The organism is bacterium (assembly GCA_021372515.1).
Lineage (GTDB): Bacteria > Gemmatimonadota > Glassbacteria > GWA2-58-10 > GWA2-58-10 > JAJFUG01.
The window spans coordinates 19,694-34,759 of sequence record JAJFUG010000018.1 but is presented as its reverse complement, the minus strand read 5'-3'; the positions used below and the strand labels follow the sequence as shown (position 1 = coordinate 34,759).

14 protein-coding genes are annotated in these 15,066 nt (G+C 63.4%); 2 read left to right on the top strand and 12 right to left on the bottom strand.

All coding sequences use genetic code 11. The features are described from left to right. From LLH00_01685 to LLH00_01660, 6 genes are all read right to left on the bottom strand, one after another. The coding region (locus tag LLH00_01685) for an ABC transporter permease (protein MCE5269978.1) at positions 1–983 on the bottom strand (983 nt) is incomplete at its 3' end. A 17-nt stretch (positions 984–1,000) separates the two neighbouring features. After that, complete coding sequence (locus LLH00_01680; protein MCE5269977.1) at positions 1,001–2,557, bottom strand: sugar ABC transporter ATP-binding protein; 1,557 nt, start codon at positions 2,555–2,557, stop codon at positions 1,001–1,003. A 159-nt stretch (positions 2,558–2,716) separates the two neighbouring features. Continuing rightward, positions 2,717–3,355: a hypothetical protein gene (locus LLH00_01675; protein ID MCE5269976.1), complete on the bottom strand. Its 639-nt coding sequence runs from the start codon at positions 3,353–3,355 to the stop codon at positions 2,717–2,719. Between the two features lie 111 nt (positions 3,356–3,466). Next, on the bottom strand, positions 3,467–4,138 hold the full coding sequence (locus tag LLH00_01670; protein MCE5269975.1) for a hypothetical protein: 672 nt from the start codon (positions 4,136–4,138) through the stop codon (positions 3,467–3,469). Between the two features lie 556 nt (positions 4,139–4,694). Then, the gene (locus LLH00_01665; protein ID MCE5269974.1) at positions 4,695–5,492 is read right to left on the bottom strand and encodes a glucose 1-dehydrogenase; all 798 of its coding nucleotides are present in this window, start codon (positions 5,490–5,492) and stop codon (positions 4,695–4,697) included. A gap of 16 nt (positions 5,493–5,508) precedes the next feature. After that, on the bottom strand, positions 5,509–6,540 hold the full coding sequence (locus LLH00_01660; protein ID MCE5269973.1) for a galactitol-1-phosphate 5-dehydrogenase: 1,032 nt from the start codon (positions 6,538–6,540) through the stop codon (positions 5,509–5,511). Positions 6,541–6,755: 215 nt separating this feature from the next. On the opposite strand from LLH00_01660, the gene LLH00_01655 reads away from it, so the two are divergent. Beyond that, positions 6,756–7,160, top strand: coding sequence for a Rid family detoxifying hydrolase (locus LLH00_01655; GenBank protein MCE5269972.1), 405 nt, complete (start codon positions 6,756–6,758; stop codon positions 7,158–7,160). 28 nt (positions 7,161–7,188) lie between these two features. On the opposite strand, the gene LLH00_01650 is transcribed toward LLH00_01655, so the two are convergent. The 3 genes from LLH00_01650 to LLH00_01640 all read right to left on the bottom strand — a co-directional run bounded on the left by LLH00_01650 (position 7,189) and on the right by LLH00_01640 (position 11,499). Beyond that, positions 7,189–8,730 (bottom strand): hypothetical protein, encoded by a 1,542-nt coding sequence (locus tag LLH00_01650; protein MCE5269971.1) that lies wholly within the window; start codon positions 8,728–8,730, stop codon positions 7,189–7,191. Between the two features lie 158 nt (positions 8,731–8,888). Then, a complete protein-coding gene (locus LLH00_01645) occupies positions 8,889–10,190 on the bottom strand; it encodes an acetylxylan esterase (protein ID MCE5269970.1) in 1,302 nt (433 codons plus the stop codon). A gap of 4 nt (positions 10,191–10,194) precedes the next feature. After that, positions 10,195–11,499 carry an acetylxylan esterase gene (locus tag LLH00_01640; protein ID MCE5269969.1) on the bottom strand — a complete coding sequence of 435 codons (1,305 nt, stop codon included), beginning with the start codon at positions 11,497–11,499 and terminating at the stop codon, positions 10,195–10,197. A 289-nt stretch (positions 11,500–11,788) separates the two neighbouring features. Here LLH00_01640 and tnpA point away from each other — a divergent pair, with 289 nt between their 5' ends. Then, a complete protein-coding gene (tnpA, locus tag LLH00_01635; protein ID MCE5269968.1) occupies positions 11,789–12,223 on the top strand; it encodes an IS200/IS605 family transposase in 435 nt (144 codons plus the stop codon). A 30-nt stretch (positions 12,224–12,253) separates the two neighbouring features. Here the strand turns inward: tnpA and LLH00_01630 are convergent, their stop codons facing one another. From LLH00_01630 to LLH00_01620, 3 genes are all read right to left on the bottom strand, one after another. Next, positions 12,254–14,014 (bottom strand): hypothetical protein, encoded by a 1,761-nt coding sequence (locus LLH00_01630; GenBank protein MCE5269967.1) that lies wholly within the window; start codon positions 14,012–14,014, stop codon positions 12,254–12,256. A gap of 74 nt (positions 14,015–14,088) precedes the next feature. Continuing rightward, a complete protein-coding gene (locus LLH00_01625; protein MCE5269966.1) occupies positions 14,089–14,313 on the bottom strand; it encodes a helix-turn-helix transcriptional regulator in 225 nt (74 codons plus the stop codon). Between the two features lie 8 nt (positions 14,314–14,321). Next, complete coding sequence (locus tag LLH00_01620; protein MCE5269965.1) at positions 14,322–14,945, bottom strand: DUF2975 domain-containing protein; 624 nt, start codon at positions 14,943–14,945, stop codon at positions 14,322–14,324. Positions 14,946–15,066: the final 121 nt, after the last annotated feature.

Sequence of the window (15,066 nt, the reverse complement as noted above, 5' to 3'; positions counted from 1 at the left end):
ATTATTATCAGGCCGGTCAGCATCAGGCGGCTCTCCTCGCCCACCGCGTTGATGCTCAGTATTTTTTCGAGGTAGCCGATAGTCAGGATGCCCAGCAGGGTGAGGCCCACTCCGCCGCGGCCGCCGCGCAGGCTGGTCCCGCCGATCACCACGATCGCGATGGCCGACAGCTCGTAGGCGTTACCAGCCTCCGGATCGCCCTGCAGCTCCTGGGCCGCCTGGCACACTCCGGCCAGGGCGCAGAAAAACCCGCTCAGTCCATAGGCCAGCACCTTGACCAACCCAACCGGCACGCCGGACAGACGGGCCGCCTCCTCGTTGCCGCCCAGGGCGAACAGGTACCGTCCCCAGCGCAGACGGTCGAGCACGACCCAGCTCACCAGCAGGCAGAGCACCAGCACCACCGTGACCACGGCCAGGTTGTCGCCCAGGATTTTTGAATTGAGGAAATCGAAAAATTTAGGCGTATCCACGTACTTGTAGGAGCCATCCGCCTGGAGCACGGCGGTGCTGACTTTCTGTCCACCCGAGACCAGCTTGGCCAGCCCCCGCGCGAACACCATCATGGCCAGCGTGGCGATGAACGGCTGGACCCGGAATTTTGCTATTATCCCGCCCGAGACCGCACCCAGGCCCACTCCGGCCACAACACAGGCAAGCAGCGCCATCCAGGCCGGCCAGCCGTACTGGATGGAGAACAGGCTGAACAGCACGGCATCCAGGGCCAGGATACTGCCCACAGAAAGGTCGATCCCGCCGGTCACGATCACCAGGGTCATGCCGCAGGACAGGATGCCGTAGACCGAAACCTGGCGGAACATGTCGCGGTGGGTGCCCCACTTGTAGAAAGCGCCATCCGCGTTGAAAACCAGCCCCAGGGCGAACACCACGATAAGGGCGGCCAGCGCCCGCACTGTGGGCGAGGCCAACAGTGTCTTGAGGCTGGAGCCGGCTCCGGCATTGGTGGTGGAACCAGACTGCATTTCAGTCTCCCCTTGTGTCAGGCAATCTGAGAAGAACGGCCCATGGCCGCCTGAAGAATATTCTCCTGTGTCGCCTCGGCCCGGTTGAACTCGGCCGTGGCCCGGCCACGGCTGAGCACCAGGATACGGTCGCTCATGGCCAGAAGCTCGGGCATCTCGGAGGTGATCAGCACCACAGCCAAGCCGTCATAGGTCCAGCGGTTCATCAGCTCGTAGATTTCGTGCTTCACGCCGATATCCACCCCGCGGGTGGGCTCATCCAGAAGAAGCACCCGGGGTCCGGTCTCCAGCCACTTGGCCAGGATCACTTTCTGCTGGTTGCCGCCCGATAGGGTGACCACGAGCTGGCCCAGCGAGGCGGCCCTGAGGCGGAGGCTCGCGGCCTGGGCCTCTGCGGCGCGGCGCTCCTCACGGTGACGGAGCCAGCCGCCCGGCGAGAAACGATGCAGCGAGGCCAGGCTGATATTCCGCGTGATGTCCATCTCCGGCACGAAACCGTTGGTCTTGCGGTCGCTGGTCAGAAGGGCCAGGCCACGGCGGATCGAGCGGGCGGGCGAGCCGAGCGGCAGGGGCTCACCGAAAAGACTCACCCGTCCGGCCGCCGGGACGCCGTAGACCCCGAACACCGCGCCCAGGGCCTCGCTGGCCCCGGAGCCCTGCAATCCGGCCAGGCCGAGGATTTCTCCCTCGCGCAGGCTGAAACTGAGGTTTTCGACCAGGGGACGGCCCGAGCCGGCGCTGTCGAGCAGGGTGAGGCCCTCCACGCGCAGGGCCTCGGCCCCGCGCCGTCCGCGGCGCGGCGGGAACTGGCTGGAAAGCTCGCGGCCCACCATCCAGCGCACCAGCTCCGGCTCGGGCAACTCGGCGGCCGGGGCGCAGCCCACCCAGCGCCCGTCGCGCAGCACCGTGATCCGGTCGGCGATGCGGTAGATTTCCTCCATCTTGTGCGAGATATAGACCACCGCGCAGCCGCGGCGCTTGAGGCCCTCGATCAGCCCGAACAGGCGCTCCACCTCCGGGGCGCTGAGCGAGCTGGTCGGCTCGTCCATCACGATCACCCGGGCGTTGCAGGAGAGGGCCTTGGCGATTTCCACCATCTGCTGGATCGAGATGGGGTACTCCTCGGCCGGGCGGGTGACATCCAGGTCCAGGCCCATGCCGGAAAGCACCTCGCGCGCCCGGGCCTGCTGTGCCCGACGGTCGAAAGTTCCGGCCGGGGCGTGTATCTCGCGGCCCAGGAACATGTTGTCAGCCAGACTCAACGTGCCCACCAGCGAAATTTCCTGGTAGATCACCGCGATCCCGGCGGCCAGGGCCTCCTGGGGCGTGCGGAACCGCACCTCGCGTCCGTCCAGCACGATCCGGCCCTCGAAATCGGGGTACACCCCAGCCATGATCTTGATCAGGGTGCTCTTGCCAGCGCCGTTCTCTCCGGCCAGGATATGCACCTCGCCGGGGAACAGATCGAGCGGGACATCGGCGAGCACGCTCACCCCGCCGAAACTCTTGCCGATACCGCTCAGGCTGAGAAGCGGCGACGTTTTGGTATCATCTTTTGTCTGGGGAATGTCCATGGAATAGAAACCTGGTCTGCTGGCTCAGGACTGTTGCGGCCTGCGGGCGGCCGTCACGGAATGCGCTGCGGCATCAAGGCTAAATAGCATAACGCCCGGCGAATGAATAGTCAATGTTATCCGCCGGGCGTTATACATGAATTTAAGGCTCTTACCGGTTCAATACTCCAGATATTGCCGCCCCTGGTGGAACAGGTCGGTGAAGTAGAACGACATCGAATCTTCCGTGTAGCTCATATTGAACTGGGGCTGGTAATTGTCGTTGAACAGGTAAGAGTACTGCGCCACAGCGGCTTCGGGGTCCTGGGCGTAAGCCTTCTGGAACGCGATACCCTCCTGGCAGGCGCGGATCATCGAGGCCATGCCGCTCACCTCGCGGAACCGGTTGGCCAGCTCGGGGTTATCGGCGAAAAGCTTCTCGATCTTGGCCTTGTCCGGGTGCTCGCCGCTCACCAGCACGCTGCCGTCATAGCCCGTGGTCAGGCTGATCTCGGTCGAGGTGTCGATCCCGGCCCGCTGGAACAGTTCATCCAGGTCCTCTTTCAGGGCCGTGGATTTTTCCTTGAGCGCCTCCGGTGAAAATCCATCCAGGATGTTGAGACTCTCCAACAGGCCCCTGGCTTGAGCGCCTGGGTCCTTCTCGGCTTTGTCCTTCGCCTCCGGCGAAATATCGACCGTATCCTCCTGAGTGGTCACGTTCGCGTTTTCATCCTCCGCCGGCGGCGCGGCGGAACCCACGGCGCTGGTGGAGCCGACCCGGGTGGTCTCCCAGGCGGACGCGATCGTCGAGACATCCATGCACACACCTCCCTGTGTCAAGGCTTGAAATTCGGCCGGAATGCCGCAGCGCGCAGGGCGGACATGGACAGTACAGACAGTACAGTCCGGGGGGCGCCTGGCGTGCGGGTCTTAAGCGACTATCTGCTGAGCCTCGGTCCCGTTCTGACCCGTGAGCCAGGCCTGGAGCGAGCCCTCGGAATAGCCCAGGCTCACCTGGGGGTCGTAGCCCTCGTCGAACAGGTACGAGTACTTTTCGAGCGCGGCCTGGGGGTCGGCCTCGTAGGCCTCGCGGAATTCGAGCGCCTGCTGCGAGGCGCTGACAGTCGAGGCCAGCGAGCTGATCTGCTGGAACAGCTCGCTCATCTGGTTGTTCTGCGAGAACAGGGATTCATAGGCGGACTTGTTCGCGCCGGTGCCGTTCAGGACATTCACGTTGCCCAGGGAGTCCAGGCCGAACTGGGTCTGGGAGGAGTTGTCCAGGCCGTAGATATCAGAGGAGTTGTCGAGGTAGTCGAGCAGGCTGGTAGTTTTTTCCCGCATCAGGCTGATAAGTTCATCCATCGAGATGCCGTCCGAGGCGTCGATGCTCGAAAAAAACGAGCTGGCGACCGAGCTGGCGGCGCCCTCGGCCAGGGCCTTGGCCTGGGCGCTGAGCTGGACCAGATCGGTCGAGCCGCTGCCCTCAGTCTCGGAACCGCTCTGTGTGCCGGAGGTGGTCCCCGATTCGGAACTGCTTGAGGTAGCCGAGGTTAGATAAGATTGTAAGGCGGTGACTATAGAACTGACCGAGGACACGTCCATGCCACACCTCCCTGTGCGCGTTGGATGTCTGCCAGTCGTGATCTCGGGAAACTGACCGCGGGGGGCGGTGCAGCCTGTCGTTCCCTTGGGATTGAAAGCCTAAGCTGGCCGGAAAAGGTTGCAAATTCCGTTCCGTCCGGCGCCGGACTGAAAGTGGCTCAGGGCAGTAGTGTCCGGTCAGGGACTTGCAGTGAGAAGTCGAAAGATTCTGTTCTGCTTTGGTTTCGGCCAAAGCAGCAAAGCCAGCGGGGGCCGCAAACTCGTCCCGGCCACATCTCCACTGCAACCTTAAGTGTTTACTGAGCCTTGGCTCCGCTCCCGCGGTGCAGCGGCTGCGCTGCCGCGAATCGCCGCCGTGCGCTGGAGCGCTTTCAAGCTTCGACTCTTCACGAGCAATTACACGCTGCCCATGCTGCAGGCTCAAACAGGTGCGGCCCCCAAAGGCAACAGCGGCGGCCGTCCGGCCGCATGAGGTTTGGCCGTGAGACTGGGTCAAGACATACAGGGACAATCCTTGTGTTCGCCCGTAACATTACCTAACCGGACAAAGCTGGGCTCAGGGGGCTTTCTTTTTCGGCAGGGCGCGGGTCGCCCCGGTGGAGATTCCACCATCCACCAGGATAGTCTGGCCGGTGACATAGGCGCTGGCCTCGCTGGCCAGGAACACCACCGCGCCGTCCAGGTCGGGCGGCGCTCCGGGGCGTTTGAGCGGAATGCGGTCCAGCAGGTACTCGACCCACTCGCGGTCCTCGTACAGCACTTTGTTCTGCTCGGTGCGGAACCAGCCCGGGGCCAGGCAGTTGACCGTGATTCCGTGCAGGCCCCACTCATCGGCCAGGCTCATGGTGAGCTGGCGCACTCCGCCGCGGCTGGCGCAGTAGGGGGCCAGCCCGGCGTAGCCGAACACGCTGGTCACGGAGCCGATGTTGATAATGCGCCCGTAGCCGCGGGCGATCATCCCGCGGGCCACCTCGCGCGCCACGAAAAAAGTGCCGCGCAGGTTGGTGTCGAGCACGGTGTTCCAATCGTCCCAGGTGATTTCCAGTGAACTTTTGCGCACGTTGCAGCCGGCGTTGTTGACCAGGATATCGATTTTCCCGTAGGCGGCCTCGGCCGCGGCGGCCATGGCCGTGATGCTTTCCTCGCGGCGCACGTCCAGCTCCAGGGGCGCCGCGCGCCGTCCCAGGGCCTCGATCTCGCGCCGGAACGGCTCCAAGGCTTCCAGATTACGGCTGGTTATCACCAGGTCGGCCCCGGCGCGAGCCAGCGCCCGTCCGAAATACTGGCCCAGGCCGCGGCTGGCCCCGGTCACCAGCGCCACCCGTCCGCTAAGATCGAACAGCTTGCCGCTCATCGTAACCGCCAGGTTTTCAAGGTTGCAGGATGACTTTGATCAGTCCCCTGCCTCCGGCCCGCAGTCGCTCGAACCAGAGCGCGCCCTCGTCCAGCGGGGCGGCGGCGCTGATCAGCGGCTCCACTCTCACCGCGCCTCCGGCCAGGAGGTCGAGGCAGAGGGGGTATTCGCCCGCGGAGGCGCAGGAGCCGTAGAGGGTCAGCTCACGGGCCACCACCCGCTGCAGGGGCAGGCTGACTTTCGGGCTGATATTGCCGATCAGGCAGAGTGCCCCGCCCTTGCGCAGCGAGCCCACGCATGCGCCTAACGAGGCCTCCAGGCCCACAGCGTCGAACGCGGCATCCACCCCGCGGCCGGCGGTCAGGCGCTCGATCCGCTCCATGACCGGCCCCGCTCCCGGATCGAGAACCTCATCCGCCCCCAGCTCGCGGGCCAGGGCCAGGCGGGAGGGATCGGGGTCGCTGACCAGGACCCGCCGGAACCCGCGCAGCTTGAGCAGTTGCACGAGCAGAAGGCCGATCATGCCGGCCCCGGCCACCAGCGCCGTGCCGTCCATTTCCAGCGGCACGCGCTCCACCGCGTGCACGGCCACGGAGAGCGGCTCCACCACCGCGGCCTGCTCGAATGTGAGTCCCGCGGGCAGCTCGTAGACACAGCGCGCCGGCACGCAGACATATTCGGCGAAAGCCCCGTCGCGGCGGTACTCGTCGCAGGAGACGCCAATCACCTGGCGGCTGTCGCAGAGGTTGACCTTGCCGGCCTGGCAGAAACGGCATTCGCCGCAATAGATCGTGGAATCGAAAGTCACCCGTGCACCCACCGCCGGGCCGGAGACGCCCTGTCCCAGGACCGCCACCTCTCCCGCCGCCTCGTGGCCCATCACCAGCGGTGGCACGCGCCGCCCCGTGCTGCCGTCCAGCCCATGGACATCGCTGCCGCAGATTCCGCAGGCGCGCACCCGCACCAGGATTTCCCCCGGTCCGGGCGTCGGGCCGGGCAACTCTCTCAGCACCAGACTGCTGTAAGCCTCAAGCAGCAGAGCTTTCATAACGGCGTCCTCCACAAGTGGTGCGGCCGGCATCGCAGAGCCCCGGAACACCCAACCTCCGCCGCACAATATTAGCCGCATCCCGGCGGCGCGTCAATCCGCCCGTGGGCCGCTCGCGCACCCCGCGGGCAATCCGGTTGACACCGTGCGCTGCACCTATTAGCGTTAGCCCGTAACTCTCACTTTGGACAATCGGGAAAAGACCGGAGGGACACATGTCGGAAAAGAGAAAGCTGCCCCAGGCCAAGGGGCCTTATTCGCTGTGGGTCAAGGCGGGCGATTTCATCTATGTCTCGGGCCAGGGCCCGCTGGATGTCGAGACCGGGCAGGTGGTGCTCCAGGACATCCAGACCCAGACCCGCCTCTGCCTGCAGAACATCGAGGCGATCCTTCAGGATGCTGGCGCGGGCCTGGCCGATGTGGTCAAGACCACCGTGTTCCTGACCGACATGGCCGATTTCGGCCGGATGAACGAGGTCTACGCCGGGTTTTTCGGCCAGGTCAAGCCCGCCCGGACCACGGTGCAGGCCGCGGCCCTGCCCATGGGCATAGCGGTGGAGATCGAGGCGGTGGCGGTGGATCCGCAGTCGAAAGCCAAGGTTACGCGCTATCAGGGGTGATCCCTGTGGCGGCGGGTGGGGCTGCTGATCAACCGGCGGCAGGAGTATCCTGGGTCTTGGATTTCGCCGCCGAGGGCTCCCCTTCCTTGGATGCGTTCTCCTGCGACAACTTGTTGAACATCTGTGACAGGCTGTCGTTGAATGGAGCGCTCTTGTCGCCACCAGCGGCTTCCGCAGCCGGCGCGGCCTCGGCGACGCCCTCCTGCGCCGGCGTCTCCCCGGCTTTGGCCGGCGCGACCTCACCGGGCTTGGGGGCGTTCTCCGGCGGCGGACCCGCGGTGACCTTGATCGGCTCGACCGCTTTGGGCTGCTGGCCGGAGGTCTCTTCCTTGATCTCGTCGTAGAACTCGCTGTAGAAATCCATCAGCTTGGGGGTGAGCAGCTTGCAGCGGTGGTAATCGTTGGGGGCCAGCTCACCCAGCTTGACAATCAGCTTGACCGCCCGGACCGAAAGCTCGATCCAGCGGCAGGCGGTCACCCGCTTGCGGCACACAAACAGGGTCGGGCTGCGGAACCCGGTCAGCGGGTAAGCCGTGGCCGAATCGTAGGGGCATTCGGCCAGCAGGCGTTCCATCTCGGAGTAAAAGTCGAATATGTCTTTCAGGTTCAGGCTGAGCGTGAGCGCCTGGACCGACCTGTCGTTGAGCTGGTGCTCGAAGGCTTTGACATTCATCCGGTCCACCACCCGGCGCGGCTCATCCGGCTCGCCGAACAAACCGCACTCCCGCCGCAGGAAATATTCCACCACCACCAGGATATTGGCGCAGATGGATTGGTAATCCTCCCCGGTCACGAAATCGCGCCGCCCGAGCTGATAGCTGCACAGGGCCTCCAGGCAGTACCTGAGATTTTCGTCCACGAGCGTCTTCTCAATCTTCTTCAGGTCTTTCAGGATCAGGGTCCAGTAAAGCTTGGCCCGGTCCTGGTCCGCCTGCTCCGCCAGGGCCGCCAGGTTCATTATCGCGCCGTAATTGTGGATCAGGGCGGCGCTGAACAGCGGCACCGCTTTCTCGCGCTCGTTGCCGAAATATTCTTTCAGCAGCGGGGTGCGGGTCAGCGCCAGGGCCAGGATCGCCGAATTGAGCGCCTGGTCCAGGAAAGAAAGGGATTTTTTCAGTTTCGAGCTTTCGCAGCTCAGCCGCATCTGGTGCACGGTCAACACCAGGTCGGGCGAGGCCAGGGCCAGGTCGGCCACGGCGGTCAGGTCGGCGCTCACCAGGGAGAACAGGTCACGGAACAACTTGGTCTTGATCCGCCGGTCCATGATCACCATCAGCCGTTCCATGATTTCCTGGCGGAACTTGGCGAGGATCTTGTCCCCGCGTTTGAGACGGAAGCAGAAATTGATCTTGGGGTTGGCCTCGCGCATGCTGAGCAGGCGCTTGAAATTCTCGTGGGTCAGCTCGGTGTCATGCGACAGGACAATGGCGCCCTTGTCGCGCAGCAGATCCTCGGCCAGGATGATCCCGTCCAGGAAAACACCGGCGTTGATCGCGTGGAAACGTGCGAACGAGGCCATGGTGTCGAGGTTTTGGACCTCGATGACATCCTTATCGAAGGTGAACGACATCTTTTTCTTTCCGTTTCAGCCCAAGAGGGGGGGGACTCTGCATCCTTCACTCGAGCGTCAAGAGACCAAAGACGAGGGGTTGGTTTTTCCTGAATTGATAGCTTATCCGACCATCGTTCTAATTATTATAAAAAACACTCCGCGGATCAAGCTTTGTCTCAAGGCTGCTTGACGGGGGCTGAAAGCTGCCGGGCCAGCCAGCGGATCGAATCCTCGTACCAGCCCTCAGAAGCGCCGTGCCCGACCAGGGTGTGGCAGTCGATCCGCTTGGGTCCCTTGACGTTGTTGTAGGCGGCGAACACGGTGGTCGGGGGGCAGAACGGGTCGATGAAGCCCACGCCGATCCGGGCGGGGACATTGATGAACCCGGCGATCAGGGCGGCGTCGTAATAGCCGCAGGTGCGCTCGATGCGCTCCCGGGCGGCGTACTGGAAGATGCCCGGCCAACCCGAGGGCCGGCCGTGAAAGCGGCCAGTATGGTCGCACATGACCGGCACGTTGGCCACCACGGCCTTGATCCGGCTGTCCAGCCCGGCGGTGATCAGGCTGAGCCCGCCACCCTGGCTGCCGCCGGTGATGCCGATACGGCTGCTGTCCACATCCGGCCGCGAGCAGAGGTAGTCGATGGCGCGGATCACGCCCAGCACGGCGCGACGGTAGTAGAAACGGTAAGGGTCATCCGCGCCGAAGCCGCGGTAGGCGTCCAGCACCCCGTTCTCCTGATAGCGGTAATATTCGGCCTCTCGACCCAGCTCCAGGCCGTGGATCTCCAGGGCCAGGGTCACCAGGCCCTCGCGGGCCATGATCGTGCGTGTGTCCGGGTCGTATACTCCGGCGTAGGGGGCGTAGATCGCGGCCGGGAAAGGCCCCTTGCCCGGCGGCACGGTCAGCCAGCCGCTGATCCGGGTCCCGTCGTTGACCACCAGGCTGAGCTTGTAGCGCTTCGCGCCCGGTATCTCATTCTGCTCCACCTCCTCCAAACGCGGGTCCATCGGCAAGCGCAGAAGCTCGGCGCGGCCGTTGCGCCAGAAACGGTCGAAATCGACCGGCAGCACGCCCGTCGGACGGATCGCGTAGGGGTCGAAACCGCAGCCGCAGGCGGTCTGGAGTGTGTCGGGCCCGGCGGCCAGGGTCAGGTCCAGGCGCAGGAACCCCGGACGGTCGAGGCTGCCGGCCAGGTCGATCCTTCCGCCACGGGTGGCAAGGCGGCCCTGGGCGATCCGGTCCGCCCCATCCAGGCTGAGGCTGTACTCCAGGGTCATTTCCTGGTCACGACTCAGCGCCGGACGGATATCCACGCTGAACCGCGCGCTGTCGCCCAGGCTGTAGATATGGTCCGGCCGGTCGGCGCTGACTGTCAGGCGAAGGCTGTCCGGCCCCGCGGCGGTCTGTGCCTGGGCTATCGCAAAGCTGAGCAGAAGCGCCGCCGTAACTGTATTAAGAAGCAATAATTTACGCATGGCGTCACTTGCCTCCCCTGGCGGCCTTGCTCTCGTTAAGACGCTCGAGCAGCCAGGCCCCGGCGATTTTCTGCCAGTCCGGCCCGAACGAGTGGCCCATGTCCGGGTAATTGTCGATGATCTTGGGGCCCTTGATATTGTTGAACGCGGCATAGACCGAGGTCGGGGCGCAGGTCCGGTCGATGAAGCCCACGGCCAGGCGCGCCGGCACGTTGATCAGGCCCGCGTTCAGGGCGGCGTCGTAGTAGGCGCTGGTGCGGCGCACGCAATCGCGGCTGTCGGCGCGCAGCAGCCGCGGCCAGCCCGAGGGCCGTCCGTACAGACTGCCGGTGTGATCGCACATGGCGGGCACGTTGGCGGTGAGGGCCTTGATCCGGCTGTCCAGACCGGCAACCAGGAGGCTCAGGGCCCCGCCCTGGCTGGAGCCGGCGATGGCCAGGCGGGTGGTGTCCACATCCGGCCGCGAGGCCAGATAGTCCAGGGCACGGAAACAACCCTGGATCACCCGCCGGTAGTAGTACTGGTAGGGGTCATCGCAGCCGAAAAGCTGGTAGCCGGACAGCAGGGCGTCGTTCAGGTTGCGGTAGTAGCTGTCCTCGCGGTCCTGCGGGATGCCGTGGACATCGATGGCCAGGCAGAGGAAACCGGCGCGGATATAGTCACCCCAGGGCTTGATCACACCCACTCCCGCCCCGGGCACCATCAGCACGGCAGGGAACGGCCCCTGGCCCTCGGGCACGGCCAGACGGCCGTAGACCCGCGTGCCGTTCACGTTACCCAGGCTCACAAGATAGTGGGCCGCGCCGGGCAACGTGGTATCCGCAACCGGCTGCACCTGGGCGTCAACCGGGGTGCGCCAGAGCTGGGCGCGGGCCTCGCGCCAGAAACGGTCGAAATCCTCGGGCAGGATGTTGGTCGGACGGATGGCGCGCGGGTCGAAACCGCCGGCCACTGTCTTGCGCACCGTGTCAGCCCCCGAGACCGCGGTCAGTTCCAGGCGCAGGAAACCGGGACGGTCGAGCTTGCCGCTGAAACTCAGGCGGCCGTCCTTGCTCCCGCGGCTCCCCTCATCGAGAGTGCGCTCCCCGTCCTCGCTAAGACGGTAGCTGACCGTGAAAGGGGCTTTCCTGCCGGAGTTACGCATGATCTCCACACTGAACAACGCGCTGTCGCCCAGACTGTAAAGGCAGTCGGCGTGGTCCAGCCTGGCGTTGATCTCGAGGGGGGCTTTCTTTTCCGTGTCGGGCGCGGCGGCATACAGGCTCACCGCGGCCAGTGTCAGAAACAGGAGGACAAGCAGGCGTTTCATCGTCTCTCTCCGGCGGAAACGGGTGGCTGAAATGTAACGGCAGGGGTTGTTTACGGGTGCGGTCCGGCCTGTCAGGCCAGCCCTGACAATCTATACTTTTCGCTCCCGGATGCAATCCGAAAGACGGCAGAGGTTTCCTTTATAAAGCCATGCCAGAAAACCCACAAGCTTGCTTGTGGGATGAATGGCATCCATTTTAGCAGGGGTTTTTAGGGGGCAGCGCGCCCCCTAATAATCGTTTGCGGTCAAATCCGACGGGAGGTAATTTAGCTTCCGGGAGGATTTGACCATGAGCTTAAAGAGTGGTTCACACACAAAATACGATTTGAAGTATCATTTCGTGTGGTGCCCAAAGTATCGCAAAGTGGTGTTGTCTGGCAATATAGGGGAATATTTATCGCACCTGATATATGAAATAGCCGAGCGATATGAATTTGAGGTGGTGGAGTTGGCAGTTCTCGCGGACCACGTACATATGTTCGTAAGTGCGAATCCGGATGACAGTCCATCAGGGTTAATCCAAACGATAAAAAGTATAACCGCGCGAGAACTGTTCAAAAAGTATCCGAGCATCAAGCGCCAGTTGTGGGGTGGCGCACTGTGGGAGCGAGGCTATTTCGTAATGAGTTCGGGTACAGGCACCACAGACGAAATGATACGGCAATATATCAAAGAACAGAGGCCGGGGACGGCCGCAAACGATCAGCCGAACTTGTTCGGCTGACAAAAGCCGCCGAGCTTGCTCGGCGGTAGTTTACTCCACGGGCAGGATTATCAGGCGCCCGCCGTCCGGGCTTTCCAGCCGGAACCCGCCAAAAGTGACATGCCCGCTGCGGTCGGCCGTGGTGACAGTATCGATCAGCGCGGCGCTGTCCGGAGCGCACTCCACCAGCCGCACGCGCGCACCGGGCGAAACCCGGAAATGCTGGACCCGCCGCGGGGTGATATCCACGCCGAGCGGAAAAATCCCGCCCGCGCCCTCATAGCGGACAGTGGCCTCGTAGCGCCCGGGGGTGTCCAGGATATCGCTCCACTCCAGGCCGTAGTTGAAAAACCCGGCCGAGTCGCCTGCCGCCGTATCACCCGCGCCGGGGTCGCTGTCGTGGGAGGCCCGGCTGAACGCCAGGTAGCTGCGGTCCAACGGAAGAAGGCCGGCCAGCCATGCGGGGTCGTGGCATTTGCGGAACCAGGGCTCGGGGCCGCTCATGCAGGTGGCGTGGTCGCGGTTGTCCCAGGCGATCAGGCAACCGGCGCGGACACTGTCCAGGAAACGGTAGTAGCGCGGGTTTGGTTTCCAGGGGATAGACATGTCATGACGTGCGTTGCTTATCACCAGAAACGGCAGGTCGCGGCCGCTGGCGGCGGATTCGGCCAGGACCGAGCGGGAGTCCATCCGGGTGCGCAGGCTGGGGCTGTCGCTGCACGGGCGGTCGAGGGGACCGCAGAAAGCGGCAAGACGCTTTTCGCTGCCGCCCCACTCCGGGCCGAAATAGCCGACCAGCGGAACATCCGAGACCACGGCGCAGAAAAGCTCGGGATGCCTGAGGCCCCAGGACAGGCCGCCGCAGCCGCCCATGGAGCCGCCCTCCAGGACCATGCGGGTGATGTCGGGGCGAAAATACCGCCGCGCCCAGCCCATGAGCCAGAGGTTGCGCCGCTCGGTGAAATTGACCGGCGTGCCCAGGGCCATGGAGTCCGGGTCGAAGATACGGTCGTTGTAGCCGTACCAGAAAGTGTCGATGGCCGGGGAGAAATGATCGCGTTTGTCCCAGCTCTCCCTGAGCGTGCGGCCGACCCAGGTCCGGTCGGTGGGGGTGATCTGCAGGTGACTGTCAGTCACTGCGGCGAAAAACTTGAACGGCAGTCCCTCGCGCCAGCCGGTCTCGGGGCCGCCGAAAGCCAGCCAGCCGACTTTCTCCCGTCCGCCGCGGCCGTGAAGGCTCATCACCACGGGCAGGCCCTCGGCCGCGCCGACGGCGGGCTTGTCTCCGGGAGCGCCCTGCCAGACCGGCTCCACCGGCTGGACAGCCTGCTCCACGGGGTTCGCCAGGCTGTTCACCCCTAGAACGACACGGGAGTCCTCCACGCCGCCGGCAGTCATCGTGACCGCGTAGAAGGCTTTCCCCGGATCACCCGGTGCGACCGTGTGTACGAACAGCCCCATCTGCGGGTCCAGGGCCGGGCCGCCCTCGCGGATCACGAAACCAGTCGGTTTGTACGATCCAGCGGAATCGTCCTCGAAATAGGTGGCCGGGTCGCCCCACCAATCGCGGGCGGAGTTGGCCTCGATGCGGCTGGCCAGGAGCCGCGCCCGGCCGAGGCTTTCGAGCGGACTGTCGCCGATGTAGACATTGAACGTGCCGCCATGGGCGCCGGCCGGCTCACGCCAGGTGAGAAACACCTGGCCGTGACGGAACTCGGCCGCAAGGCCGCTCACCGGCAATTGGGCGGAACGCACCGGTGAACTGAGGGCAAGACAGGCGCAAAGGACAGACAGGCAGCGGATGGGTTTCATGTTCGGCCTCGGGGTGGCGTTCGGGTGGATTGGTCCGCTAAAGATACAATCCCGAAGCCGTGGGGCCAACTATTTCAGCCCTCCGCTGTCTGGTCCTCCGGCCGGTATTCGAGGATGTCGCCGGGCTGGCACTCCAGGGCGGCGCAGATCGCCTCCAGGGTGGAAAAACGCACGGCACGGGCCTTGCCGGTCTTGAGCACGGAGAGATTGGCGATAGTCACCCCCACCCGCTCGGCCAGCTCGGTCAGGCTCATCTTGCGGCGCACCAGCATCAGGTCGAGATTTATAAATATTGGCATGTCGCGCCTTAGACAGTCAGGTCGTGTTCCTGCTGCAAGTCGACGCCGGCCTGGAAGATACTGGCAAGCAGCAGGATGACCAGACCGAGGAAAATGAACAACAAATCTATTTGCGGCATAACAGTCAAAGTACAATCCACAGGGACGGGAACGTGTTTTCTCAGATATAAAGCTGCGTAGGTACTAAGGACAGACTGAAGAACTGTGCCGGAAATGACCAGCCATCCGATATCTCTTATGTCCTTAGGGTTCGCCGGATCGAACGGCCGCCCCTCTCGCACTCTCTGGAGCAGTCGTTTTAGACGCACGGCCAGAAAATAGCCTATCAGTGCTTCTAAAAAAAATACAACCCACTGCGGATAGACAACAGCCGGGATATTACCGATCATTGTCACATTGCCGTAGCTTTCAATAAAAACATCGCCTTTCGCACAGTCGACTATTTTTGGAAGCACATCTTTGAATTGCAGTTGGAATGATTCCCCACCAGGAAGAAAGAACCCTTTCAGCTTTATCTGGCAAAAAACAAAGAGTAGCGGAATAACGATCATAAATACTATTGAAAGAACCCAATTGGCGCGGACACAAAAAGACAGAAGTTTGGACACATGTACAGGGCGTTCCTCACTCATCACTGACCTCTGTCGGTTGAGGGTTTGAGATGAAAGGGATGCTCAACCGTACTACCATTTTTATCGTTTGTCAATAATGTTTTACCGCTTTTCAACAATCCAAGAAACAGAACCGGCAACA